This window comes from Akkermansia muciniphila ATCC BAA-835 (assembly GCF_000020225.1).
GTDB lineage: Bacteria > Verrucomicrobiota > Verrucomicrobiia > Verrucomicrobiales > Akkermansiaceae > Akkermansia > Akkermansia muciniphila.
The window spans coordinates 1,610,092-1,635,618 of sequence record NC_010655.1 but is presented as its reverse complement, the minus strand read 5'-3'; the positions used below and the strand labels follow the sequence as shown (position 1 = coordinate 1,635,618).

At 48.6% G+C, this 25,527-nt stretch carries 33 protein-coding genes; 6 read left to right on the top strand and 27 right to left on the bottom strand.

The features are described 5' to 3' along the window. Nucleotides 1-172: 172 nt before the first annotated feature. The 5 genes from AMUC_RS07270 to AMUC_RS12390 all read left to right on the top strand — a co-directional run bounded on the left by AMUC_RS07270 (nt 173) and on the right by AMUC_RS12390 (nt 3,376). The gene (locus AMUC_RS07270; RefSeq protein ID WP_012420404.1) at nt 173-931 is read left to right on the top strand and encodes a hypothetical protein; all 759 of its coding nucleotides are present in this window, start codon (nt 173-175) and stop codon (nt 929-931) included. Nucleotides 932-1,215: 284 nt separating this feature from the next. After that, a complete protein-coding gene (locus tag AMUC_RS12645; RefSeq protein ID WP_157738260.1) occupies nt 1,216-1,776 on the top strand; it encodes a DUF4339 domain-containing protein in 561 nt (186 codons plus the stop codon). Between the two features lie 100 nt (nt 1,777-1,876). Beyond that, entirely contained in the window at nt 1,877-2,473 is a 597-nt protein-coding gene (locus AMUC_RS07265) for a hypothetical protein (RefSeq protein WP_012420402.1), read from the top strand. Between the two features lie 172 nt (nt 2,474-2,645). Next, entirely contained in the window at nt 2,646-2,903 is a 258-nt protein-coding gene (locus AMUC_RS12395) for a type II toxin-antitoxin system HicA family toxin (RefSeq protein WP_208012742.1), read from the top strand. Nucleotides 2,904-2,932: 29 nt separating this feature from the next. Next, a complete protein-coding gene (locus tag AMUC_RS12390) occupies nt 2,933-3,376 on the top strand; it encodes a helix-turn-helix domain-containing protein (protein WP_012420400.1) in 444 nt (147 codons plus the stop codon). Nucleotides 3,377-3,442: 66 nt separating this feature from the next. Here the strand turns inward: AMUC_RS12390 and AMUC_RS07245 are convergent, their stop codons facing one another. The 7 genes from AMUC_RS07245 to AMUC_RS07215 all read right to left on the bottom strand — a co-directional run bounded on the left by AMUC_RS07245 (nt 3,443) and on the right by AMUC_RS07215 (nt 9,072). Further along, on the bottom strand, nt 3,443-4,024 hold the full coding sequence (locus AMUC_RS07245) for a putative peptidoglycan-binding domain-containing protein (RefSeq protein WP_233420545.1): 582 nt from the start codon (nt 4,022-4,024) through the stop codon (nt 3,443-3,445). A 61-nt stretch (nt 4,025-4,085) separates the two neighbouring features. Further along, nucleotides 4,086-4,364, bottom strand: coding sequence for a hypothetical protein (locus tag AMUC_RS07240; RefSeq protein ID WP_012420398.1), 279 nt, complete (start codon nt 4,362-4,364; stop codon nt 4,086-4,088). A 4-nt stretch (nt 4,365-4,368) separates the two neighbouring features. Then, nucleotides 4,369-4,833: a hypothetical protein gene (locus tag AMUC_RS07235; protein WP_012420397.1), complete on the bottom strand. Its 465-nt coding sequence runs from the start codon at nt 4,831-4,833 to the stop codon at nt 4,369-4,371. A gap of 12 nt (nt 4,834-4,845) precedes the next feature. Continuing rightward, on the bottom strand, nt 4,846-5,256 hold the full coding sequence (locus AMUC_RS07230) for a hypothetical protein (protein ID WP_012420396.1): 411 nt from the start codon (nt 5,254-5,256) through the stop codon (nt 4,846-4,848). Between the two features lie 35 nt (nt 5,257-5,291). Then, a complete protein-coding gene (locus AMUC_RS12035; RefSeq protein WP_012420395.1) occupies nt 5,292-6,851 on the bottom strand; it encodes a hypothetical protein in 1,560 nt (519 codons plus the stop codon). Between the two features lie 23 nt (nt 6,852-6,874). After that, entirely contained in the window at nt 6,875-8,572 is a 1,698-nt protein-coding gene (locus tag AMUC_RS07220; RefSeq protein WP_012420394.1) for a terminase gpA endonuclease subunit, read from the bottom strand. Continuing rightward, nucleotides 8,569-9,072, bottom strand: coding sequence for a winged helix-turn-helix domain-containing protein (locus AMUC_RS07215; protein ID WP_012420393.1), 504 nt, complete (start codon nt 9,070-9,072; stop codon nt 8,569-8,571). Before AMUC_RS07215 ends, AMUC_RS07220 begins: the two co-directional genes overlap by 4 nt. Nucleotides 9,073-9,130: 58 nt before the next feature. Between AMUC_RS07215 and AMUC_RS07210 the strand changes: the two genes are divergently transcribed. Beyond that, nucleotides 9,131-9,601 carry a hypothetical protein gene (locus AMUC_RS07210; RefSeq protein ID WP_012420392.1) on the top strand — a complete coding sequence of 157 codons (471 nt, stop codon included), beginning with the start codon at nt 9,131-9,133 and terminating at the stop codon, nt 9,599-9,601. Here AMUC_RS07210 and AMUC_RS07205 read toward each other — a convergent pair. From AMUC_RS07205 to AMUC_RS07115, 20 genes are all read right to left on the bottom strand, one after another. Beyond that, nucleotides 9,591-10,112, bottom strand: coding sequence for a hypothetical protein (locus AMUC_RS07205; RefSeq protein ID WP_143245875.1), 522 nt, complete (start codon nt 10,110-10,112; stop codon nt 9,591-9,593). The two genes, AMUC_RS07210 and AMUC_RS07205, sit on opposite strands and share 11 nt — an antisense overlap. A gap of 236 nt (nt 10,113-10,348) precedes the next feature. After that, nucleotides 10,349-11,722, bottom strand: a complete 1,374-nt coding sequence (locus AMUC_RS07200) for a hypothetical protein (RefSeq protein ID WP_012420390.1) — start codon at nt 11,720-11,722, stop codon at nt 10,349-10,351. Continuing rightward, a complete protein-coding gene (locus AMUC_RS07195) occupies nt 11,715-12,554 on the bottom strand; it encodes a hypothetical protein (RefSeq protein WP_012420389.1) in 840 nt (279 codons plus the stop codon). The genes AMUC_RS07200 and AMUC_RS07195 overlap by 8 nt, the downstream gene beginning before the upstream one ends. Then, complete coding sequence (locus tag AMUC_RS07190; protein WP_012420388.1) at nt 12,551-13,330, bottom strand: hypothetical protein; 780 nt, start codon at nt 13,328-13,330, stop codon at nt 12,551-12,553. The genes AMUC_RS07195 and AMUC_RS07190 overlap by 4 nt, the downstream gene beginning before the upstream one ends. A gap of 1 nt (nt 13,331) precedes the next feature. Then, nucleotides 13,332-15,452 (bottom strand): tape measure protein, encoded by a 2,121-nt coding sequence (locus AMUC_RS07185; protein WP_012420387.1) that lies wholly within the window; start codon nt 15,450-15,452, stop codon nt 13,332-13,334. After that, nucleotides 15,449-15,586, bottom strand: coding sequence for a hypothetical protein (locus tag AMUC_RS12640; RefSeq protein ID WP_012420386.1), 138 nt, complete (start codon nt 15,584-15,586; stop codon nt 15,449-15,451). The genes AMUC_RS07185 and AMUC_RS12640 overlap by 4 nt, the downstream gene beginning before the upstream one ends. 29 nt (nt 15,587-15,615) lie before the next feature. Then, nucleotides 15,616-15,999, bottom strand: a complete 384-nt coding sequence (locus AMUC_RS07180) for a hypothetical protein (RefSeq protein WP_012420385.1) — start codon at nt 15,997-15,999, stop codon at nt 15,616-15,618. 10 nt (nt 16,000-16,009) lie between these two features. After that, nucleotides 16,010-16,384 (bottom strand): hypothetical protein, encoded by a 375-nt coding sequence (locus tag AMUC_RS07175; protein WP_012420384.1) that lies wholly within the window; start codon nt 16,382-16,384, stop codon nt 16,010-16,012. A gap of 68 nt (nt 16,385-16,452) precedes the next feature. Then, on the bottom strand, nt 16,453-16,971 hold the full coding sequence (locus AMUC_RS07170) for a hypothetical protein (protein WP_012420383.1): 519 nt from the start codon (nt 16,969-16,971) through the stop codon (nt 16,453-16,455). 54 nt (nt 16,972-17,025) lie between these two features. Then, the gene (locus AMUC_RS07165) at nt 17,026-17,592 is read right to left on the bottom strand and encodes a hypothetical protein (protein WP_012420382.1); all 567 of its coding nucleotides are present in this window, start codon (nt 17,590-17,592) and stop codon (nt 17,026-17,028) included. An 89-nt stretch (nt 17,593-17,681) separates the two neighbouring features. Then, a complete protein-coding gene (locus AMUC_RS07160) occupies nt 17,682-18,620 on the bottom strand; it encodes a T6SS effector amidase Tae4 family protein (protein WP_012420381.1) in 939 nt (312 codons plus the stop codon). Nucleotides 18,621-18,840: 220 nt separating this feature from the next. Then, nucleotides 18,841-19,176, bottom strand: coding sequence for a hypothetical protein (locus AMUC_RS07155; RefSeq protein WP_012420380.1), 336 nt, complete (start codon nt 19,174-19,176; stop codon nt 18,841-18,843). Continuing rightward, nucleotides 19,173-19,928, bottom strand: coding sequence for a hypothetical protein (locus AMUC_RS07150; RefSeq protein ID WP_143245874.1), 756 nt, complete (start codon nt 19,926-19,928; stop codon nt 19,173-19,175). The genes AMUC_RS07155 and AMUC_RS07150 overlap by 4 nt, the downstream gene beginning before the upstream one ends. Then, nucleotides 19,921-20,121, bottom strand: a complete 201-nt coding sequence (locus AMUC_RS07145) for a hypothetical protein (RefSeq protein WP_143245506.1) — start codon at nt 20,119-20,121, stop codon at nt 19,921-19,923. Before AMUC_RS07145 ends, AMUC_RS07150 begins: the two co-directional genes overlap by 8 nt. A 177-nt stretch (nt 20,122-20,298) precedes the next feature. Next, a complete protein-coding gene (locus AMUC_RS07140) occupies nt 20,299-21,135 on the bottom strand; it encodes a hypothetical protein (RefSeq protein ID WP_012420377.1) in 837 nt (278 codons plus the stop codon). 40 nt (nt 21,136-21,175) lie between these two features. Beyond that, nucleotides 21,176-21,565 (bottom strand): hypothetical protein, encoded by a 390-nt coding sequence (locus AMUC_RS07135; RefSeq protein WP_012420376.1) that lies wholly within the window; start codon nt 21,563-21,565, stop codon nt 21,176-21,178. Nucleotides 21,566-21,589: 24 nt separating this feature from the next. Continuing rightward, nucleotides 21,590-22,333 carry a S49 family peptidase gene (locus AMUC_RS07130; RefSeq protein ID WP_012420375.1) on the bottom strand — a complete coding sequence of 248 codons (744 nt, stop codon included), beginning with the start codon at nt 22,331-22,333 and terminating at the stop codon, nt 21,590-21,592. 4 nt (nt 22,334-22,337) lie between these two features. Beyond that, nucleotides 22,338-23,738 (bottom strand): phage portal protein, encoded by a 1,401-nt coding sequence (locus tag AMUC_RS07125; protein WP_012420374.1) that lies wholly within the window; start codon nt 23,736-23,738, stop codon nt 22,338-22,340. Next, a complete protein-coding gene (locus tag AMUC_RS07120) occupies nt 23,735-24,052 on the bottom strand; it encodes a hypothetical protein (protein WP_148721761.1) in 318 nt (105 codons plus the stop codon). Before AMUC_RS07120 ends, AMUC_RS07125 begins: the two co-directional genes overlap by 4 nt. 518 nt (nt 24,053-24,570) lie before the next feature. Beyond that, the gene (locus tag AMUC_RS07115) at nt 24,571-25,416 is read right to left on the bottom strand and encodes a PEP-CTERM sorting domain-containing protein (protein ID WP_012420372.1); all 846 of its coding nucleotides are present in this window, start codon (nt 25,414-25,416) and stop codon (nt 24,571-24,573) included. Nucleotides 25,417-25,527: the final 111 nt, after the last annotated feature.

The window sequence follows — 25,527 nt, the reverse complement described above, 5'->3', positions numbered from 1 at the left end:
ATGTACTCGGAGTGACTGTGCTAGTTCCGTAGCAGTAAGATTGCTGATGTTGCTCATATGTGTGATGTGATATCATATAATCTCACATAAAGTCCACCAAAATATTTTAGCATGTGAAAAAATTACTCGCACATGGCTTGACATATCACATATAATCACACTATATAAATCTATGGATGAAGAAAAAGATCCTCAAGCCATCTATAAGCAGAATGTCAGAGCTTGGCTTCGAGACCGAGGTCTTTCTATGAAGTGGCTAGCTAGCTGGTTGGGGAAGTCAGAAGGAACAGTTAAAAATTGGTTTTACGGAGGGAATCCTATTATTGAAGAGAATGTTGATAGTATTGATGCACTTCAGGTAAATTATCATAAAGACAATCGCTATCATTTTATAAATCCGGATTTCGATCCATCTCCAAAGGCGTATAATATTCCCAAGAAACAATTTTATATTGCGGTGGTTGATGAAGCTGATGCCTCATTGATGGCATATGCATTAAATGCTGAAATAGAGAATGTTTTTTATAATCCACAATCAGAGATTACTATTAATAGAAGTCACATATCAATAATTACTAATATACTTACAAGCAAAACTCGTGAACTACTGCTTCAAGAGAAGGAAAAATGTAAAAAGAAAAATATCAAATTTAACATTCTTACAATGGAGCAAGCTGAAGCCTCAATGGTTGCCTTATCTGACATTCCAACAGATGAATATTGGGGAGTTGTAGTAAGTGATAATTTCCCACTTCTGTATGCGAGGGTAGCTGCCAAAATAGATGGTTTTTCAAATTTCAGCGAATGGGTTGCAAGCGTGTTGAGAAAATGGGCAGAAGAACGTATTAATAAAGACTTAGATAATTTTTTAAAAAAAGAAGAAGGCTCTCTCTTCCCATGGGACAATATGGATGACGAAATCCCATTCTAAAATTCCCCTGTCAACCAAGCTTAACAACTGCTGGACTTTTTGATCCATTTCCAGAAGCCTTCTCTCTTGTTTTCTCTTTTTTGGTATGATATTTTTAACGAATACACTCGAAGAGTTACATCAAGAAGTGGCTTCAAAGAGACGGGAAAACCTGAACAGGTGGAAGAAGGCTTGACCTCCTTGAACCCTGTGTCCAAGAACTGTCTCCATCTGATCCCTCCTTGGCCTCCAGGTCATGAGGCTTTTTTGTTGTATCTTGATCAAAAGATAATAAAATGCCAACTATGCCGAATTATTTTATATCTCTGAATGGAGAAGTGTCAGGGCCTTATCCTGTTGAATATCTGAAGGCGTTAAAATCCCAAGAAACAATTGATAACCAGACTCCTGTTTGCCCGGAAGGGGCTCCCGCATGGGTCACTTATGGCGCTCTTTTTTCCACTCCGGTAGAAGTAGCGCCTCAACTGTATCAGAGAAAAAAGAATGTTGATACTTCAATCTCAGCGACTATATGGACAGGAGTTGGCACTATCTTTATGATTATCTCACTTCCTCTTATAGCCACACCTTGTTTTAGGAAATACGGAGAACCATCTACTGTTATCTTGTCTCTTTTCCCTGCCATTCTGGGATACCTATTTATTGCTTATTGGGCTCATGTAGTAGGAGACCGCACTATTTGTCGTTACATAGGAGGTATTTTTTGTCTGGTAGTTAGCGGACTATGCTTCTTCAGCACATCAAGACTTTCGGGGTTTGGACATTTGGGCATCGTATTTCTAATTTTTTCGATACTTTTTGCGATGCCTATTATCCGTTTATTCATCAAAAAACGCAAAAAATAATCTTTATTAAATAAAAATGAATGTGAAAATATAGTAAGAGAAAGCAAATAGAAAAAGTTCTTAATTTTATATTTATTCATTGAACTAGCAAATATTTATTATGAATTTCCATCTATCCTTTACAACGGGAAATAACCCCGAACAAGCCCCAAAGCAACAAATAGATGAAACTGAAAAAATTCGCTGTGATTTTGAAAATACTCTTACTATAGAAAACTATAAAATACAACAACAAGAAAGGCTTCGTGCGTTGGAAGTTTCATCACGAGCGCAAGCCAATTGGGACAAAACAACTATAACAATTTCATCCTCCGCCATTGGTCTAATATATCTGCTAAAAGGAGAAAATATAATACTTTCTACCATACATTTTCGTATATCACTGATTTTGTGGGCAGCAGTTGTTTCTTGTGTAATGATTTCATTCCTTGCTGGCGCAACGCTTCATCGTGAGTACGCTAACAAAATAGCTCATCAACAAAATGGAGATGAAAAACAAGCTGCCAAAAGTGATGAAGAAGCAAATAAAATGGATAAAATAGTAAAATATTGCAACAACGCAGCATTTCTTTTATTCTTGTTCGCATTAGCAAGTACTGTATATCTTTCCTTTGAAGCCATATCAAACAGCCATGCCAGAACAGCCAATCAACAACAGACAAACGAGAAAGTCGAACAAGGAATTAATCACACATAGTGACAGAAAACCAGTATATCTCCGTCCTATTTCCATGGATAAAATGAAACTCCCATCTTCCCTTTGTCCCAAGGAATTGTCTAAAGACAAGCCAAGACAAGAGAAATAAGAATATTTTTCTTGGGTATCCTAAGAAAGACAATAGTTCTGCCTCAGCAAAAAATGACACAATGTGAAAACAATCCTTGCTATTTTCACATTGTGCAACTATATTGTAGGCATGCCTCCTAAGATACGACAACTAGTTGCCGATCTTCGCAAGGCGGGCTTTGACAATACGGGCCGCGGCAAAGGTTCCCACCGTCAGTATGAGCATCGGGCCTCCGGTACGGTAGCGACCATCTGCGGGCATGATGGAGACGATGCCAAGCCCTATCTGGTCAAGCACGTCAGGGAGAAGATAGAAGAGGCAAAAAGCAAGGGAGCGTAAGCTCCCTTGCAACCCCAAGAAAAACAACTATGAAAATGACTGAACAGGACATGAAGGCGCTTGCCGGGAAATACAGCCGTTTCATCCGGTGGAGCGATGAAGATAATTGCTACATCGGTTCCCTGCCTGATTTTGAAAAGGACTGCACCCACGGGGAAACCCTGGAAGAAGTCAACCGCAACCTTCAGGAAGTGGCGGAAATGTATATTGAACGTTATCTGGAAAAGGGAATGGAACTCCCCCAGCCCCGGTCCATAGCTATTTCTCCGTCACCTTTCCGCGAAACAGGCAATGAAAAAAGCATTGCGCGGTTAAGGAAAAGCCAGGGAATGAGTCAGAAAGATTTTGCCGCCGTGCTGGGAGTCAGTCCTTCCACGCTGGTCAAATGGGAACACGGCTTGCGGCGCCCCTGCGGCCCTTCCGCAAAATTGCTTGACCTTATTGAAAAGCATCCTGAATTGATCAATTCCTGACGTTATTTTGCCCAGGCAACAAAAAAAGCCCCCTCAAATAGGGGGCGTGGATAGAAACAAATAACCCTAAACAAGCTCCTGGGCCACGCTGAACGCATCGTCGCAGCGGTTCAACCAGCCACGCCCGAAGGTCGGGAACTGCTTGCACGAACGGTAAAACGCCTGACGCTTCTCCTGCAGAGCGATAAGGAACACCGCTTCACCCGTGGCGGCCAGCTGGTCCTGTAGTTCCTGCCGGGTCTTGGGGCCGACAATCCCGTCCACCGTGAGCCCGGCACCGTGAATATTCAGCGCACGTTGCAGGATCTTCCCGGTATTCCTGCTCCCGGAATTGAAAAAATGGTCCCGCAGGATGAATTCAACGCCAGGAAAAGCGTCAGAACCCAGCCAGGAACGCACGGCGGCGGTATTATCCAGGACGTACTGAAGACAACCTTCCCAGGCGTCTTCACGTCTTCCGGCATCCAGCAGGGCCTTCAACCTGTTAAACACGTCCGGTTCAATACCGTTGCAAATGCCGCAAATCTCCCACTTGCCGCCCTTGTCGGCGGCGGGAAGGCGGGAAACGCGCAGGGAATCAGGCCCGGTGACGCGGCTGTCTTCAAACCGGAGGATGGCCGCAGCCATCTTTCTTTCTGTAGGATTCATAGTTATCAATTATTTCTGTTAGAACTGGTTAGAACTTGTAAGAAAAACTTTACAGTTGAAACTAGTCCCTGTTGTCCAGGAATTCTTCATGCGCCTTGCGCGTGAACTCGCAGCCGGAACATTTATTTTCCGCATCAATGCGTTTTTTGCGTTCCTCGTCATAGAGCCGCTCATAACGTTCCGCCCGTTTCATTTCCCGCCACAGAAAAATTCCCATGACCGCGGCCACGCTGGCCCCGTTTTGAATGTACTCCAAAAAGGGGTTGCCTGACGTGACGGACGCAATCACGGACAGGGCATTAGCCCCCAGCAGGCCCGCGTTGACAACAGATCCGGTCATGGCTTCACTTTTTCAGAGGTTGAACAACGGGCGGAACGTCCGTTTCCGGCTGGGCCTGGGAATAGGAGATATGTCCCTGCTCAATGACGAGGCAGGAGCCGTCTTTGCATACCTCGGCGCGGCCCGGCGTTACGTCCACGGAATGACCGCAGCCGGAGAGGGACATTCCCAAGCCGCCAAGGATGGCGCCAGCGATAACCGCTCCGGCTGCATATAGGGCCTTTTTCCACCAAGTGGACGCGCCGGAAGCCTTGAGGCCGAGATAGGCCCGAACATCTTCCAGCGCATGCTTACCGATGATCGGGAGGGCAGTATTTGCTACGGCAATCCATCCTTGTTGATCGTTTTCCGTCAGGTCTGCCCAGTGAGGGATTGGAGTGTTGGACTCATTGTGTGCCTGGGCTGCATAGTACATGTGCATTTCTCTGGCGATAGCCTCGGCATGATTGCATTGATTATTAGTAGTCATATGATTATGTTGTTATTGGTAGAGGTAGTGAAGTGCTTGAAAAAACTCCACGGCGGCGGGGTCGGTCAGGATAAAAGCCGGGTAGTCCGAGACTGTAAAAATCCTGCGGCCTTTGGTCTCCGCATGGACGGCCTCAACGGTCAAAGATACCGCATCAATCATTGTATAGGCACCATCCTCCGCAAGGGTCAGGACATCTTTTCCCAGCCGTGCCCACACCTGCACCGCCTGCCAGTCCTCACCCATGCCCACCAGAGAGGCAACGACGGCCTGCATGGCCGGGGTCTGTTCCGCTGGTATCTCGTCCTGCGTATAGCGCGCCGGAGGTCTATAACCGCCCTTGTCCTGATAAATGGCCGTCAGGGTGAATTCTCCCCACTCGCCGGGCCGGGGAAACTGTATCTGTATCTCTGAATTATTCATGCTCAATCTTCGGTAGTCGTTTCTTCCGTCGTTTCTTATTCGGCTTCCGGGTCAACAAAATCCTCCACCGCCTCGGAGACAATGATATTGCTCTCCATGGAGGAAAACCCGTAATACGCCGGATTGACATTATTGCAATGCAAGTGCATCGTCGCCGGAAGGAACGCTCCGGCCAACGCCCAGCTGTTGGCATTCTCCATATCAAGATAATATCCGGAAAAGGGATAAATATTCTCAAAGCAATGGACTCCCCTCACCGTGGCGATCTTGACGCAGCCGCGGGTGGAATTCCCGCCATGCAGCAGCCACAACGCTCCCCTGTCTTCGGTATCATATCCTCCGTCCTGGTATTGCTCGTAAACCACCGCGTACACGCAGACGGGATAACCGGAATTGGAAGACGTCTCCGGCGCGAGGGCCTGCGTCGTCTTCATCTTCCATTTCTGCTCGGCATTGGAATAATAAATCTCCCGGACACGAATGTGATACCCCCCTGCGGCCGCGTCCCGGACATGATCAAACGTAATATCGATAATCTCCCCAATCCTGTAGCCGCCCGCCGCCTGATCCGGCACCAGCGTAAATGCGTCCCTGTCCCTTCCCATGCGCACGACCGTTGTCATCTGTCCGAACCTGGCCGTGAATTTAGCGCTGACAGCCGGAAGGCGCACCGGAGCCACCCACCCCCGGATGCTGGAATAATTGTGCATGGGCCTCGCGTTGGTCACGAGGCCGCATTTCACGGTAAAGGCGGAATTAGCCGGGACGTTGAAATAAAGGGAATTGGGTTCCTTGTCTGTTTTGAAAACCGTCCCGTTGGAAGACGAGCAATTCGCCGGGAGCGGATAACACCTGACGGAAAAAGCATCAGTTACGGCAGCCAGCCCGGCGGCGTAAAGGCGGTTGACCGCTGACATATCGGTCAGCGCCCCCGCGGCAAGCGGGATGTTGATACCTCCATTGGCGTTGACGGCCCCGTCAAACGTGCCTCCCGCCGCGGTGATATTGCCGTCCAGCGTCATGTTGCCGGATGCGTCCACCTGCGGAATGGCCTCAAGGGCCTGTTGGGCCGCCGTGGCGGATGTCGCGGCACTTTCTGCTGATTTTTCCGCTTCTTTTTTGGCATTCTGAGCATCGTTCCTGGCATTTGAGGCTTCTTGAGCAGCGGATTCAGCCCGTTCAGCAGCATCCACGGAAGGATCGATAATTTTCACCTCTCCTTCCGCGGCGTCAGGGATCATGATTTTCACGTCTCCAATTGTAACCACATCTTCACTGCCCGGCGGCGTAACACGGGAAGCGGCCTGGATTTCCCCTTTAATCAAGGGGCGCTCCGCCCCATCAGGAGAGGTCATGAAAAGGTCATAAGCATGCGTTCCGGCCTTGAGAGGGCTCCACGACAAAAGAGCCGTATTGGCGTCTACAGGCTCGCATTTGATGGCGGCGGCGCCAGGGCCGCGGACAGCACAACGGAACTCATGGCCGGAAATATCTTTTGCGGCGCCGGCACCGTCCACAAAACGAAGCGTCACCGATTGGGCAATGCCGCTGGTAGTGGCCATGTCAAACGGGGCTGCCTGACTCAGAATCATCATATACTAGTGCGCGCCCGTTGCGCTTAAATCATCCGGTGAATCATGGCAAAAATCACCGCCATGCAGGAACAGTCCCACATGTGGGAATTATTACCGGACGCAAGCCATTTGAGAGAAACCCTCCCCGTGCGCTTGTCTATGGACTCCTGTTTGCTTTCAGCCTGCATCTGCTTGATGTACTCGGCAGAAACATCATGGGGAACCTTGAAATGCCCCGATTTAATCCGCGCGGCAAGAACGTCCTTCGCCCGCTGGGAAGAAAAGTTGAAATGAAGGCATTGAATCCCCTCCACCATGTGCCGCTCAAGAGGCGCATAAATCAATTTAATCCCCCGCCCCCTGATTTTATGCACGTATTCTTCCTTGACCGTCCCATTCATGGAAAACCAGTGATGAAGCCCGCATATCTTCCGCACGGCATCCGTATCAAAAGCGCAGTCCAAAGCAACGCAATGATCAGGCACGTTAAACTCCGCCTGTTTACGTTCAATATCCTCCAACGTTTCAAGACGCCCCTCTGAAAGTAAATGGAAAGCCCCTCCGGCATCCACGCCGTAAACAGTATGCCAAAAGTGCCCTTTCTGGACATCTACCGTTAAGAAGCGCGCCCGTTCGTTTTCCACGGCGTACCCCTCCATGCTTTCCGCCGTGAGCGGGATTTTCAACACGTCGTCTTTCTCGCCCAAATCCACAATGTTTTGAGCAAGCCGCTTCTGGATAAACTTTTTCAGCGGTTCTATATCCCCGTTCCTCTTCTTTTTATTGGCCAGGATCCATTCCACGGCCAAATCCGCCCATGATACCCAGTAACAGGCCAAAGCATTAAAATTGTAGCTTACGATCTCCGGCAAGGCGCTCGTATTGCCGGAAAACACGTACTTGCCGCCGCCGGCCAGATGGCGCCGGTTGTGAACAGTATCCTCTATTTCGTGCAAACACCGGGGACAAACCATTTTGACGGATTCCTTAAAACGTTCCCAATCAATATTTTCTTCTTTGCTGTAAATGACATCCCGCCAGTCATAGGCATTCCATCCCTGGCAGCCGGGGCATTGCCAATGGTAATGGTGGATGCGGCCCTTTCCGTACTCGTCAACCCAGTCCGTCCCCTTGTCCCCTCCCTGGGAAACCATCAGGATTTTACGGTTGAACCGATCATGGTGGCGGGCCAGGAACTCCCGGACCATTCCCTTTTCCCACGCCCACATTTCATCACCAATCAAATACCGGCAGGACTTCGACTGCAACTGCCCCTTGGTAGCGGAGACCATCCACAAGTTCATGTGCGGAAAAAGAATCTCCGTTTTCCTGGCCGCATGCCTTTTCTTCGGCAGCAAGTTTTTTAAAGCCTTATTATCCCGGAATGTGGGAAAAAGCCTCGTTTCCGCGAAATCAGAGGTTTCCTGTTCATTCTGGAAAGCGACCAAGGTATTCCCCGCATCATTGGCAATGAGGTAATTAAGCAAGCCGACGAACAATGTCGACTTTCCGGAACCGGTGGGAGCCATCAGGTTAATGTGCCTGACCGTGCCGTCATTCAGGAATTTGTCAATGGGTTCCAGCAGAAACGGGCTCAACGTAAAATCAATATGGGTAGACCGCGCCGATTGCTGGTCTACCACGTTTTCACGTATCCATTCTATCGGCTCCACGTCCATTCCAGCGGATACGTTATCCGCGAAAAGATTCAGAAATCCGGCAGCCTTTTCAACGTCTCTCATTGTTCCGCCCGGCTGATTATCTTGATCTGGGCCCTGGATTCTTCCGCAATGGAATACAGAGCGGCCTTGATTTCCTCCCGCAGCATGGGAACCATTTCCGCAGCCGTCAATCCTTCCATCTTCCCCGGCAGTTTATTTTCAAATGCCTGGAGAACGCCTTTGGTAATACTGGCCAGATGTACGACAAGCTCATTCACATCTTCCATGTCCACCAGCCGGGCCTTATCCTTTTCAAGCTTCACGCGGGCCTGTTCAGCCTGCAAATTCTTGTAGGTAATTTCCGCAGCAAGTTTCCTTTTTCTCAGTTCCGCTACCCCTTCCTCCGGAGCGTTTTTCCCAATTTCTGGAGAAGCAGGTTCAGCAATTGGATTTTCCTTCCTCCTGGCTTCAATCAGCTCCCGGATTTGCGCATGCGTCAGACCACGCTTCACGTGGTACGTGATCGTGCTTTTATTGACGCCCAATTGCCGGGCAAGTTCCGCCTGTGAAATCCCTGCCATTATTCCCTTCTTTACATATTATTATATCATGATATATTGATATGTAAATACACCAAGCATGGAACCGCAACAGTCATACTACACAGCACATACGGATTTTGAGTATCCGGAAGAAGGGCAGGAGCAGGAAAACGAATTTCGGGAACGCGCCCTTGAAATGATCCGGATCATGTCCCTGGCCCTGTATCACGTCATTAACAGCCGCACTCCCAATGTCACCGCATTCGGCGTGGCATACGCTCTGGGGTTGACGTCTGTGCTCGGAAATGAACGCATGGCCCAGAGGGCGCGGAAACTGGGCGTGCATAAAGCGGCCATTTCCCGCGCTGCTTCCAAATTCCTTGCTGAGAGCGGACTCCCGCCCTCCCTGATGATGCAGCAGACGGAACATGCGGCCATGAAGCGCCGCCCTGTCAAAAAGCTGGAGGCACCGCGGAAAAAGACGCCGGAACAAATCATGAAAGCATACGGCACGGGAAAGAAACGTTTTGAGGAAAACCAGATGATTCTGGATCTGTTCAAAGCCTGAATCCTTCCGGTTCACCCGGGTGAAGGATTTCCCACATGATACGGGCGCAAGCTTCCCGGATGGTACAGCCTGATTGCTGGATGATCGGCTCATAAAAATCCTGCTGTCCGCAGTGAACGGCAGACACGCGGCGGGCCAGTTTCGCCAGCTTTGATAACTGGCCAGAATCACATGTTCTGATGCCGATCAGGTACTTGCCTCCCTGGAACTCAATGACATCAACCCCCTTGCGGCCGTACAGGTACAGAGCCAGCCTGGAAACGGTCACGTCCTCCGGATAATCCTGATTGCGTGTCGGGAATTCACGCGTTACCAGGATATCAAGAGCATCACTGATGAATTTCCGCGTTACCCAATAACATACTCCGGACCAGGCGAATGGAAAGGCGCACTGATATCCCCCTGCCAGTTTCCTGCGCTCAAACAGTGATTTCCGTATTTCTTCAAGGGACATCAGCAGTGTATCAGCGTCTATTTTGATGATGGGCTCCCGGCCCGGGATATCACGCATGCAGGACAACATGCCGCGGATACATTCGAGGCCATTCAAGTTCCTGTTGCGTTCAAAATAGGTCTTTTTGTAAATGATGTCCCTTCCCCTTGGGATGTCTTTTCTTGCGAGAGGGGCTTTTCCGTCGTCAAACAGGTAAATCGTACAATCAGGATCAACCCGGCGGATTTGACCAACGCACAATTCAAGGCATTTATAATCTTCTCTATAACAGAATATTGCGTAATTCATTTTTATTAATTTATTGGTGAATAAATTTTGGAAGTCACAATCCATTCCCCCTGCTGGATATAGATTTTCCCGTTTTCGTCCCGGTGCAGGCGTAAGGCGTGGTCAGTGTCGCAGGCCAACGCTGTCCAGGAATCGCTGATCAGGGCTCCGTCCCCGCCGCCGGTCGTGTTGGACGTATCGACCTCAAGATCAAGCTGTCCATTCCGGTCATACAAGGCAATAGTCGTGCCGTCCGGCAGGGTGTGAGGATCCTTGACATAATCAAGCACAACATACTTCCCATTTTTCCGCAAAGGGGCGCGAAAACTCAATTCTTCCGCGTCGCCTCCAGGAGTGACCGCAAGAGACAATACTCCCCTGGTGGCCCTGGACAGCTTGATTTTCCACCCTCCCCATAAATCATGCTCCGTATCATCAATTGTCAAATCCACCTCGCCTTTCAATCCCTCCTGCGACACACTCAGGTCAACGGGGATTCTTCCCTCTTGCCCCGTTGAAGAAGAAACCGTGGAATCAATCCTGACCTGCAGGATTTCCGTCTGGATGTTATGGCCATCCGCCCCTTTTTCCGTTTTCCATTCAAGGCCGTCTCCCGGCTGCACCTGCTGAAAACTCCGTGAATCTTTGATTCTCACGCCAAGCCTGACCGGCCCATCTTCTGCCCCGCCCTCCCCTTTCCCCTTTTTCTGCACCAGCCATACCTTCAAATTGCTGTCGGCACCCAAATCTTCTTCTTCTTCACTGGAAGATTCAATATTCAGAGTCAGTTCCTTTTCGGTCTCTTCTTCCTTTTCGTTCTTTTCTTCCTTGAGTTCCAGCGCGCACAAAGGATCCGTCTTGAGCTTGAATTTCTCAAATTCCCATTTGATTGCATCCCAGTTGATACAGGTAATTCCTTTGTGCCTGTAGATAATGGATTGGTCGCGTTCCTCAAACTCGCCAACAATAATGTAGGCCTCACCCTCTTCTGCCCCCGGCGGTTCTTTCCCTTTTTCCAGGATTGCAACATAAGCCTCCCATGTGTCCGGATCATAGGTCACATGAACCCACACCTTATCGCCTGATTGGAAGGTTGCTTCATATTCGCTGATTTCCATGCATTCCGTTTTCAGCGATATTTTTTCTTCCTGTTCCTCTTTGTATGCGGACAACAGCACACCCCCGGAGATCTTGCCGGAAAGGCTACCTTCCTCATCATCCGTGATTTCCACCAAATCAAAGGCCAGGGGGCGGGAACCGCGCTGATAAGGGGAAATGAAAACGTTCTGCCCGCCGCCACCGCGCAAGGCTGTTTTGCCATGCGCGGCCGCATTGACGGCATTTGTAAGAGCATTGGCCCAATCCGCCTTAATTGGGTCACCCTTGGTGATATTATCCATTTTTGTACAGGTCCGCAGACCAGCCTCCGGGGTTGGATTGGGTGTATTCTTCCGTAATTTCGTATTCCCGATTGCCTACTTTGTGGACGGAATACCGGGTAAAGAGGTAATCAAGCTTATACTCTTGCACGTTCGTTGCGCCTCCAAACTCGCCGCCCTGGACAATCTTACCCACGCGTTCCACCTTGGACGGTTCCACACGGCGCGCCGTGTAGGTTTTCGTGATGACCGTATTGTTCTGTGATATTTTTTTATACCCGAGCGTGATATACGGCGTGATGGGCGTAACGGGCAATTGAATATGTCCCGGCGTTTCGTCTTTTTCGCATTTCAGCCGGTACTGTCCATTGCTGCACATGACAAGGCCGCCGGACAAATAAACGGCCAGAATCAGCATATCCCCCTCCGGATATTTGCTGCTTCCGTCCGGATTCCGCAGCTTGTAATAGCTCAGCAAGGGTTCAAGAGTCATATTTGAACGGTCGCTGATCTTGACTTTGTATTTCTCGCTCGCCTCACCTCCGCCTTCCGGATCATCCGGGGATGGGTTGCCCTCCTCATCCTCTTTGACACCTTCGGATGGATAGGAGTACGTTACGGTGACCTTGTAAGCTGTCGGAGAATGCAGGGAGATTTTATAACCCGTCGCCACCATGCCGGGAGCATTGGGATTGGTTGACGCGGCCGCCCATTTGGGACGCCGGAACCCGGCAATGGGAACAATTTCCGATTGCGAGACGGTACGGTTCACTCTGTATGTCCCGTAGGCCTGGTGACTACCGGCATCCGGCGTAATGTCCGTGTTAATCCGTAAATCGTTTGTCCAGATCATGAGCCAATAATCAAAATTCCTTCTTCTAAAATCTGGGAGAAGGATTGCGTGGTTTCCATGTTCCGCCCATAGGTATTCTTGTCTTCCCCCATCTTTACGAAATTGCCGCCTCCCGCAGAAATCAATGATTGAAGGGCGGCATCAGGCCCCTTTCCTTCCGTGGTCGTGATGGAATAGGAGCAGGATCTTGTGTAATAGTCAGTGATTCCCTTATTAATGATCTTGTTGAACAAGTCAGAAAGTTCCTGGGAGTATTTAACACCCCCCAGGCCGAAATCATACGGATCTTTCCTCTTCAGCCTGGAATCAATCTTCAATGATTCAATATCCACGCGGCCCGACATAATTGCTTCATAAGCTTTCTTCAGATCCGGATTATCCTGAAACATGGATTTGAAATCCGGATGGTCAAAGATGCTCTTGCTCGCCACGCCGGCCGTAAATTCCCAGGTGGTTTTCGTGTCTTTGGGGTCAAAGTCCCATGTGTCCGGATCTCCGGGTTCCGGATCGTCAGGCTCTTCATCCTCCTGCGGAGCGTCTTTTTTAAAGGTACAGGACGTTTTCCACAAATCCGCCATCCGTGAATGCTGGTAACCGGACAGGGTCAAATCCGTGAAGCCCGGAACATGGCAATGCAGAGAGTAAGAAGGAGTGAATTTCTCCCCGGGGGGCGCCACGTAAGAAACGCTTGCCGACCAGGAGCCATCATCAGACATGGATGCTTCAAAGTCTCCCTGCCATCCGTACCCGCCTGTGTGTTTAATATCCTTGTTCATGTCAGCTAAAGAGGGCAACACCGCCTTTCTCGGCCTTTTCCGCAATCGTCCTGAGGTATCCGTTGGAAGTCTGCACTTCCTTTGTGAGGGAGTCCACGGCAGCGGAAAGGCCGGCATCCCCCTTTCCCACCAGGCTAAAGAGGGAACCGAAACCAGACCCCACACGGGATACGCTTGAAAGCGTCTGCTGTACTGCGTCAAACCGCGTTTTAAACGCATCGGATATTTCCTGCGCCCGCGCCCTGGAATCCTCTTTTTCCTTTTTCTCCCTTTCCCTTTTGTCCTCAATCTTGTATGTCAGGGAAACCTTCTGTTCCGCCAGCCCCAGGGCGTCATGCTCATTCATGCCGCTTTTCACGAGGGATTGCATTTCCTTCCGCACATCCCGCTGCTTTTCCAGTTCGCGCCGCTTTTCCTTTTCGCCGTCAAGTTCGGCCTGCATGATGGCAATTTCTTCCTGCGCATCCTGTCTCACATCATTAACGGCTCTGTTCTTTTTATTTAATTGAGCGTTAATTTCCCGGATGGAGTCAGCCACGGATAACAGCTTTTCATATCTCGTGGCTGCATTAAAATCTAAAGCTCCTGCTTGGAATTCTTTTTCAAGTAATTTCAATTCCTCTTCCAAATCATCCAAGGAAATATGTTGAACAGCGGCTAATTCGTCTTCAAGCTGTTTCTTTAGACCATCGACTGATAAATCATCCTGTTTCTTTTTAGGCTTTTGCTTATTTGCTTTATCTCTTGTTTCATTAAGCTTCTCCATTGCATCGTTCAAATCAGCGGCAGCCCTCGCTTCCTTCTGATTGTTTTCTACGATCTCTTTAATTGATTGCTTCTCATTCTCCCTCCACAAAACTCCTTCTTCTATTTCCTCAAGAAGTTCTTGACGGGCGGCAATCATCCTGTCAATAGCCTCAATTTCCGCCTTTGCTTCTGCACTGTTTACGCCATCGTTTGCAATATAATTCTGACGGATGCCGCGTTGTTTAATAAGATCATCCCATTCTTTACCTAGCCGCTCTTGAACAAGCTCAATTTCATCATTGCTTTTGGCCTTGGATATTTCTTCCCTGATTTTATCAGATGAACCGTAATCAATCAGATTTTTCCTTTGGTCATACGTCCCCTCTTGATATGGATTTTCCCACTTTCCATTCACAAAAATCCCTGTAAGACCAGCAAAACCAGCCTGAACTCTAGATAACATGATCTCAAAAAGAGATAAATTCTCTTGATTCATGGCGTAAAAATGAAAACCAACCTCGGAGGCCTCTTCTATTCGAGATGTCAGGTACTGAAAAAGCCCGGCCGTTTTTGAGACATTATCACTCACCAGATCCCCCATAGTATTTTCAAAAGTAGCCTTGAGCGTTTCCCATGAACCGATGGTCGTATTAGACAATGCGGAATTCTTCCCGGAAAATTCCGCGTCACGCATTTTCTTCATGGCGTTCACGTACTGGTCAGCGGAAATTTCCCGCTTCTTGGCGAGCTCAACAACCTGTCTTTCCGCCACGCCCATTTCTTCCGCCAAAGCCTTGATAATGGGAATGCCCTGATTCTGCAGCTGGTTAATGGCCCGTGAATCGGCAAATCCGTTTGCCATCACCTTCGCCCATGAATTGGAAAGCTGCTCTGCGGAAATCTTTCCGGACGCGGCAATATCTGCAAAAACTTTCGACCAGCTCATGATAGCCGTATTATTTGTCCGAAAATGCATGGCCAGGTTTTGAGCGGCTTTCCCTAAATCGTCCAGGCTAACAACGCCATTTGCCGCCAGATGATCAAGCTGGGACTGCAAATCCCTGGCCGACTCAATATTTTTTGTATAGGAAGATAACTGTACCGCCATGTATTCATCATCCATCGCGTCATTGATTCCTGTTTTGACAGCGCTCCATGCCGCCCCAAATCCTGCCGCGGCAGCGCCGGCAGCCGTAATTGCAGGCAATAACTTCTTGAAAGACGCCCCCAATCCCTCTACGTCAGCCTTACCGCCCTTAGCAACACGCATATTTGCCGCCTGCCCCGAGGTCTCGCGGATCTTTTCCTTAATGTTCTCCAGTTCTTTGAGCAATTCCGAAGAATCTCCGGAGAATTTAAATTTTACGGCACTCATTCTTCAACATCAACAGGCTTGTTAAACAGAGCGTCCAAACGCTCCAAATCAGCATGATCCACCTTCCGGGCATGGGTGTAATAACAGCTTACGCCATTTGCAACACACTCGCTCATCAGGAACTGCAGGATCATGCTGTAGGGAATATCATATTTAATGTAATTTAAGGGATAGCCCGTTTTCGACGCAATCGCCCAAACCACCTGGATAAAATAATCCGGCCTGTCCCCTCCCGTTTTTTTTTGGAGTCCTCAACAGTAAAAGCGGCTTCATCCACCTGCTGCGCCTGCAGGCCTACCAGGGAGGAAATACGCTGCATTTCATCAGGGCTTAATTCATATTTGAATCTTCGGACGGCTTCCTTAAACGCTTCAAGGCTCATGGACTCAAGCGTTTCAATATCCTCCGTATGAATATAAATATATTCCACAATGCAGCCCAGATTCATGCTCCCGTCCATGAATCCACAGTTAAACCGCTGCATCAGCTCCATGCTCCCAATAGACAGGGGACGGAGCTTCAAGGCTTTTTCCTCATCTTTCATCATATTCCAACACTCAAGAGTTCAAACGCCCCATGATTTCCATTTTATCCTCTTCCGGACAATTCTCCGGAATTAAGGCGACCTTCTCCCCATCCCTGGAACGGATGCAGGCTATTTTCCGGAATCGGGAAAGGCCAGACAGAATGCCGCGGCGGCAATCAAAGGCCGCCTTGACCAGGGCAAACGGATCTTCCGGATTGTTCTTCACAAAATCAGGATCCTTCCACTTCCTGATCATTTCCCGCGTCTCCAGGGTATCCGTAAAATAAAAAACCTTCCGTTCTCCCCGGTCTGTAATGATTATCTCCGCCCGCTTGGCGATAGGGGCTGTAGCAGCGAGCAAAGCGCTGGCGAGATTAATATCTTCAATATTGATTATATTATTCATGTTCTGTCTATTATATTATTTTTTGTTTGAGGGGAGGGGAGGCGTGAAGCTCACCCCCCTTAAATTTGTCATTCGGAAGCAATATCCGGATTCAGAGCAACGATATTAGGACCATAAGTAGCTTTAACCGTGAAACTCCTATAATTCTGCGTCTCCATCTTCACATCCACGCTCTTGCAAATGGCCTTAGTCACCTTTGCCGGAATTTCTTCACCGGAATTCTTGATGCAGAGATTCAAGACATCAGCATGCACATCAACAATATCGCCAATGTGGGGCACTTCCGTGCCAGTCTTTCTCATATAGGCTTCCCAGGTAATTTCACAGCGGGAATCATAAAGCGTGTTCCCCTCCATCAATCCCTTGTCCCCAGTAAGTTCTACATCACCTTTGGCCGACCATGAATAACTAACGGAAGAAATGATTGCTCCGAATTCCTGTTCACCGGAATAATTGAGCCCGAAAATACCTTCTCCGTGCTGGATAAAATCAGATGCTTTTGCCATACAAATGGCCGTGCGTTGCGCTTCCGCCCCCCCCCCAAAAAACAGGAGAATGAACCTCCTCCACAAAAAAGCCCCGCTCATATTTCATGAACGGGGATGATTCAAATAAAATCGAAGCGTAGAGAGAAAACCGGATTACTCGCCGGATTCCGGCTGGAAGCGGGCCGCCTCCGATTCTTCAGTAATTTTGGCCGGTTCGATACGGAGGAGCTTTTTCATGGCGCGGCCTGAGTTACTCTCCGTCATCGGGAAAAAACTGACGTCATTTCCCAAATTGTAGGAAGCCAGTCCATAAATGCTGTCAGCCGGAATAAAATCTTCCGGCGTACCCAGCAGTTTTTCTACCTCCTTTGAAGTCGCAAGGACATAACTCAGATTACAACTCGAATACAGTTCTGTTTTAGGAGAGCCGCCCACAGGGAGATTATTCGCCGCCCCTCTCCACTGAACCAGGGCTTCTACAGGAATGTCTCCCCGGAGGGACTGAATGACGCGGGCGTAGAATATCGTCTCCTGGGTAGTTTCCACCGTCTTATAAATGACAACCGCTAAGACAATATCGCTTTTCTGCAGGAGTCTGGCTATACCACGGAGAGAAATATCCCCGGACACTTCAGCCTGCGTGGCAACAGGAGACGTAGCACTAACCGATAACGCCATCAGACCGGAAAGCAAACAGCAAAAGAGAGATGTTTTATCCATAAAAGTATATATTATTTTTTCCCCATTATGTTCAAAAAACGGGGCGAACGCTCTAACAGCATTCGCCCCGTGAAAGAGAAGTTTATGAATTATTCAGCGTCTTTCAATGTGGACCGATTGATTAACCAAATAGGGCCAGTCAGAAAACTGCCAATGAATATGTTGTCTCCCGGACACATTCCTACATGGCCATTTCCTGCAAACACAATGATGTCGCCCGGCTGCGGGCTGCAATAACCTTTATCCTGGGCGTCGGGATAATCAGGGTCGCCCAAGAGTTTTTGCACATAAGCAGCCATATCCCGTGCACGGGTGATGACATGGGTTTTACCTCCTATTGTATCAGCGTTCGCCTTGTCTCCTATGAGCTCCGCTCCTGCTTCACCCTTCAAATCCTTTCCGAAGGAACTTAGAGCAATACTCATTCGCAAGGCACAACTGTTATAATAATTGCGCGATTGTTCCGGAACATTGTCCTTAATTTCCTTTAAGTGAGCCTGGTAGAGCCACCCCCCAATATAAGCCCAAACCTGTCCAGGATCAGGCATAGTGACATAATCCACCACATTGTAACATTTCAGCAGTTTTTGGGCATCCTCCATCTTCCAGAGATTCGTGGGAGCATCAATTTCCCAAAGTTCCAGGTCAACACCATCCATTTGAGGAACGAATTCTTCCGCATTGGGATAGGGAGCAATTGCATCCGGAACCTTCAAATTTTCATGATGGAGCTTGACATAATGGTAACCTTGCTTGAGCTCCTTCTTACCCTCCGCTTTCTTGGATGAGTTGCTACCGTTGAGTTCCACCACTTTCTGGTTGTCGATTTCCAAGTAACCGTTGTCGTCCATCTGAATGGTAAAGGCACATTCCTTATCGAAGGGAATACGAATGTATCCTTCCCAATCATGCGCCCCGGTTTCTTCCGTCTCATGCCAGACGATCTTGGGTGCGTCCTTTTTCTTCACTTTATAACGAGGATTATTCTCGGCGTCGAGCGGGTGGAATGGTATTGTTGATATAGCCATAATGTTATGCTTTCTAATCGTTTATTGTTGAATGAACTGAATATTCAGTTCATGAAAACTTTGAAAAATTTCTCGCTCCCCATCAACACGTTTAACGCGTAGTTCAACCCACATTCAGAACGTGAGTAAAAAGACTAAAACGGCACGATAACCAAGCCGGAAATAAAGGATATGAAGGGGTACAAGAAGTACAACCATTGATTATCAAAATAGTATAAAACTATCTTTCAATATAACGCAATGTCCAGGTAGTTACCCAGTCATCATCATCCAGCGTAGCCGAATAATCCGTAATATTGAAAAAATCACACTGTTCACCACAATCCAGCCGGAATAACGTCTCCACAAGGGTTCTTTCCATTTCCGAATCAGACCGGTTATTGATCAGAATCATGGAAAGCGTATATTCCCTGGCGGGCAAAGGCGTCCAAGGCTGAGTATACCCGACCATGCCTATGACGACGCAGGGCTTCCGTTCTATGTCGCTGTTATTCCCGGCTTTGTAGACAGTAAACCCGGAATTCCTCAAATGACTGATGACACGATCCATAATCATACCCTGTTTCTCCTTTGCCACTCATGGTGCAATTTCAAGTTCGTGGCCTGCAATGCCTTGGTTTGGACAAACGGTACAAGCGCCTTAAGCATAGCCTCCGAGGCATAAGACAGATTATTTTCTATTTCGACACTTCCATCAGGCAACTTCTTGATTGTCCCGTTTTTCCCATGCCGCGCAATCCATTGAGGCGCACGAGCAGCCCATCCATAAGAAGTATTAATCAGCCACCCTGATTTTGCCTTCCCGATATGCTTGAATACCTTATTCTTATAGTTCTCCGTACTCTTTCTATTGAGCACGACATTCCCAGTAAAGGAGGACACACGACCATTCTTCCGGGCAGAAGTATGAAATTCCGGGCTGTAACTCTGATAAAAGCGCACAACCTGCCCAAAAACATCCGTCGCCACTTCGGCAGCCTTTTGAGGATCTGCCTTTAAAGAAAGCATGCCGGCAACCTGTCTTGCCCTTTTTATGTCTCTTTCCTTTAGTTGGTTGATAAACGATCCAACACCGCGCCCGGCGCGGGAAACGTCCCGGCTGACAGACCCTTCCCCGGATTTTCTTCCGGAAACCTTTGATTTGCGATTTTTTCCCAGCGGAAGAGTGGCGTTAAAGCACATCCCGCTAGCGGTATTGTAGGCAAGCAACGTAGTATATAAATTTCCGAAACGCTCAATATTCGTTTTCACCTTTTTCAAGGCGCTATCCATTCCTTTCACATCTATCCGGACTTCCATGCTACTCATATAAATCGGCTGATAAAGTTAATACCTTGTAAACACAATTACTTGTGACGGCGGTAATCTTGAATTTCATCCCTTCGCACCCCACACGCCCCCCAATCTGAAAAGCGTCCCCTGTCTGGATGTGAATGATGCGGTCACGCTGGTTGCAATACCCTCCTTCCTGGCGTTCAATGGTTATGTCCCGGGAATTCATGTACCCCCGGTACGTCTGGCCATTGTAGACAATTTTTGTCTGTGGTAATACCCGGTTAATACTCCGGTGAGCAACGTTGGCAGCCTCTGTGAATCTCATACAAATGGCGGTGCGTTGCACAAAAAACCGCCCCGGACAAATCCGGGACGGTAAACACCAGCATGAATACAAAGAAAATCAGCCTTCATCTGACGCAACAGCAGCGGCAACGTATCCTTTCACCTTGTCAGCCTCGAGAATCTTTGCCCCGAACATCAGGCCCAGAGAAGCCCATTCCGCGCGAGTTTTCAAATCAAGCCAAGTGCAAAACAGGATAGAAAGACCAGCAAGACCTTCCACCTGAATGACCTCGGAATGGATATCATCCTTGAAAGCCTCGTCGATCTCCGGAAGGGCGGAACCAACAGCAACCGCACCTCCATCATAGGAAATACCGACTACGTTATCAGCAAAGACGGAGGTCTTGACCTTATGGATGGAATCAAATCCGTAAGCGCCTCCATCAAGCCGGAATTCCGTCGTATTTTCCGGAAGAATAGCTCGGTAATAATCAGGCGCCAGCAAAAGGCGAGGTTCGTCGGATTCTACGTCTCCGCTGAGGTTGATGCACTTACGCTTTGTGAAAGCGTCAGCCGTACCGATAACCTTGGCTCCATCCGCTGTAACAAGGGAAAGTATGCGCTTGTTCAAGTTATTGGCAAACGCCGTAGCGTTCGTTTTTGCCAAATCCGCCAATTTCCACCCATTCCGCTTTTCGGCGGGCGTAATGCGCCAGGGTTGATGGAGTTCAGTAAGTGACAGGGGGATTAAATCCCCTTCATTTTCTTTATCCGTCTGGTAATCAGAAGGGTTTTCAGTAATATTTCCGGCGGCTTTTACATTCTTGAATTTAATCTCAGAAGCATACTCCATTCGGAAATCCTTCTTAAAGTATTCCAGCGGAGCCAGAGCTTTACGCAAAGAAGAAATGACTTCACTGTGAATAACTATCTTGTGAGCATCTGAAAGAGCCATAATTCTAAAAAATGGTTTTAATCGTTAATATTGTTATTGATTACTTGCAAAGTTTTGCCAACTCATCCTTATGAGCAGCATAAAACTTCCTCTGTTCCTCTCCGGAAAGAGCTGAGTACTGCTCCAGGATAGAGGAGTTTTCTTCGCCGTCTTCCGGCTTATCCACTACGGCTTTATGTCCCATACCAGCCACCATTTCAGCGGCCTTCTGGCTCGCCTTCGTATCGGCTTCTTCCTCAAGCTGGTTTTTCTTGAGGGCAACGGATGCGTGGAGCTTGACATTCTCCTTTTCCAGGGCTTCGACACGCTCACAAAGATCTTTAATAGAGGATTGGATTTCTTTAATCCCATTCTTCATTTCTGCCCCAAAAGGGGCAAGCTCTTGTTTGAGCGCATCAACGATATTTTGATCAGACTTGAATAGTGCCATACTTATGACAAAACCGTTGCGTTTTCATACCACTCCAGGAAAATCGACCCAGGGTATTACATCATCAATCAGGCCCAGGGAAACAGCATCTTCCGCCACAAAAACCTTGCCGGAAAACGCATCCGCAGATAAACCGGGACGTCCTGAAGCCACAAATTCCTGAAACCGCCCGGCGATCTTGTTGCACAAATCCCTGTAATAGGCGATTGCCTCCGTATTCATCGGGGTTTCCGGATGCTTGAAAACAGCATCATCATTCGTGATGGTCAATATTTCCTCACTCTTGGCATTCCACAGGCTGATGACCGTCCCGATACTGCCAACCAGCGCCGTTTCCGTCACGACCACTTGATCACAAGCGGAAGCCAAATAATAGGCGGCAGAGCAGCACATGCCTTTGACATAAGCCACTGTTTCCACTGGCAGAGATTTAATCAATTCTGCTGTTTCATGACAGCCTTGCACGTCACCTCCCGGAGAGTCAAAAATGAAAACAACTTCATCAATGTTCCCGGCAGCACCCTTTATTTCCTTCACGATGGACTGATAATTCGTGCCGCCCAGGACTTCATTCAACGGCACGCCGTCACCGTATAGAGGCCCAATCACGTCAATCACCAAGGATGACCCAATTACCCGCGCTTTTTGGCGTGTCTGGATGAAAAATGAGAAGTCAAAATCCGGATTCCCTGCGGCTTTCAGTTCCAGGCTCTTCCGCTGGCGAATCTTCGCCAGCCATGCAGTTTCTTCACAATATAACGGTTTCATCACATTAAAACTTCCTGATATAATCCGGAGAGATTTCTACTCCAAATTCTGCTTCAGCTTCACGGCGCAACTTCTCCGCAATGGCGGCTTCCCTGGCACGTATTCTCAAATGGTCCTCAACCTGCGTTCCGTTTTCCTCACAGATTTCTGTGAGGTTTTTAATACCGGCATTGTACTCTTTCAACTGGCTGTTGGAGTCGCGGCCCATGTCTACGCTTGGACGCTTGGCGCGGCTGAACATCATGTTCCACCAGCCTTCCGCGTGCGGGATGTCCTCCCGCTGGATACCTACGGCCAAGATATACTGTACAAGCAGTCTGGCAGCATCTTCAAGCAGCGTGGCCCGATCTCGCGTGGTATTGTCAAATTTGGACAGAGACATTCTGTTCCCAACGCCGCTTGAGTCCGGATTGACCACGATATCATAGGGCACGCCCACCCCGGATAAAACGCCCTTCAGAAGCCGTTCTGAAAAACTCATGTAGTTCGGAGAGGGGCGCTCAATCTTCAGGGAGTCAAGGGAATCTTCAGACTTCAAAAATACAATTTGCTTATCACCAGTATTCCGGATGAGCACCTCCCCATTATTGGACGGTTTGTCATAAGCCTGCGTTATGTCAACTTCTCCCGTTTCGTTCTTTTTTACCAGGGCAATTTGTGACGCAATCTTCATGGCCCCAAGTTCGGCTGTATTGATATCATCAATGTATCGGAATTCCTTGAGGCCATGAGAGAAGAGAGGCTCGCCCCGGCAGGTGGAAAGAAAGTCGTCATCCACGATATGAAGTATTGAGGATGCCGGGATGATTTCACCTCCCCCTGGTTCGTCGCCGTCCAGCCAATAAGCGATTTCACGTCCCATGCGATTGGTTATGACGCCGTGCAGCACGTTCAATCCCTTATATTTTCCGGAGTCAATAAGGCCATTTTTAGGAGAGCAAACACGGTTTGCCCGGATAAATTGCAGTTGAGGAAACCCCGTCTTGCTTTCCGTCAACATTACAAAGCAATCCCCATCAATGTCGATGGCGGTGGAGATCAGATACAGGAGCGAGTGAAAATTCTTTCCGTTCACGCATGCAACTTTGTAAAACGCCTTGATGTACTCGTCATACTTCGCCGCAACTTCCGGATTCTTGCACAGAGATTTGAACAGAAACGCTTTCCCGATAGAGTATTCAGCCTTCATGTTCACGGCGCCTTTTACAACGCCATTATTTTTGTACAACAGACGGGATGCGGAAATAAGGTTCTTCCGGGTAAGGTTCCCGGAAAGCTGTTCCGGTTCTTTGAGATAATTCGGAAGCCGCTGCAGCCCGTCATCATAACTGCCGCTCTTGTAAATGGGGCGGCTTGAAAACGGCCGGCCGAACTGATCCAAAATCTGGACATTTCCTGCTTTCATCGAAACACTATCCTTGCAACGTTATTCCCTCCTTCAAACCGGCCATGCTCAAGAGAACGAATAGCAATCCCCAAAGCTTCCACCCATAAATCAATAGTCATGGAACCTGGCGCGAACTGGAATGAACTGTCCCCCACGTTCCCTTGAGTGATTTCCTTTCCCTGGTTTTCAATGATATCTTCAACAGCCTTATCCAAAGCTTCTTTCAAACGGGGTATGCGTTCATCAGCGTCCACCGCCCCCCAAGCATAAAGAGCTTTTGCAATCCGTAACATACAAATGCGGCCCCGTTGCGTTTCCTCTACGGCAGACACGCAGGCTTTTACTTGAACCTATACTTTTCCCGTTGCATTGTTGGAATAGTTGCATGAAATTTTTCAACTCCATGCATGCAAAAACACAGATGACCCATGACCCAGTTCGAGCCTCTACGCTCAAGGAGACTCCCTTTTTCGGCCTATTTCAGACTATTTTTCATCCTTCCGTGTGCTCAACATTATCACAATAATGAACACATTTTATAATATATTATTCTAAATAAACATATTAATTCCTACCGGGCCTACCACTTTTTTTGAAAGAAAGTGGTTACTCCCGGCAATAACAGGCCCCTTTCCTCTCTTGCAGCGTTGCAGAACAATAGCCGGGGCTAATCCGGTTACGGCATCCTCCGGGGAAGAATAGGCCCATGCATGCGCACTCTCCCGGCTTCTCTCTCCCGTTCCGCCCGGATATCTTCCGGAAATACGCCGCCTTTCCGGGAAATAATAAAAAACTCCCTTCCGTTAACCGCGGAAGGGAGCTGAATGGAAACAGGAATCCAAGTTTGCCGTTACTTGCGGCGGCGGCGCATCGCCAGACCAGCCAGGCCCAGCAGGCTCAGGGAAGCCGCTGCGGGTTCGGGAACCACATAGGAAACGCTGTACCCGTTCTCATTCTTGGTAACCATATAAGAACCTACTTCGGCATTAGTCAAATCGTCCACAGCAGTAAGGGTATCAATGCCTGCAATGCCGCTGAGCATTTCCAGGGAAGTGTTCGTGCCGTCAAAAGACATATTGCTTCCCAGGGTAACCAGGTTCCTGGTCAGGATTTGATGACCGCTGGCAGTTACTCCGCTGGCGGTGCCTCCGTCAAGAGTCAGCGTAGCAGTCAGACTTGCTATCTTGGCATTGTATGAATTACCGTTGGAGGAAGTAAGGTTCATGATGCCCGTGGCTCCCAAATTGGCGTAAAATCCTTCCCCGCCCTGGCTCTTGGTATAAGCCAGGTTAAACGTGCCGTAGTTGTTCAACGTCGTGCGCCCACCATCGTTGCCGCCGTTATAACTGTTGAAGGTCAGCGTAGATGATTGATCAATATCAATAGAACAGCCGCCCTGGAATTTTTTTACGTTCCCTACAGTCAAATCCGCACCGTTTTGCAGGGCAAGCTTCAATGTCCAGCCTTCCAGCTGGGAAATGCTGCCGCTCGCACCGGAAACGGAAATAAGAGACCATGCGTTGGAATTGGGCGTGCCGGGACCGGTTCCTGCCGACGGCCAGGAATCTGAACCGGTGATGGACCAGCTGGATTCTGTCTGCCAAAGCTCCTGGGTAATGCTCTCACCGCCGTTCCATACAAAATCGGCATGAGCCATTCCCGCCAGAGCAATGAGCGTAATGAGTGTCTTCTTCATTATCAGAGGAATATATAACAATAGTAATGACGGAATCATCTAACGGAAAGATGACCAGCATACTTGCCTCACAGAGGCTTGGGCTTCAATAACGGATTTTCAACCCGGAAT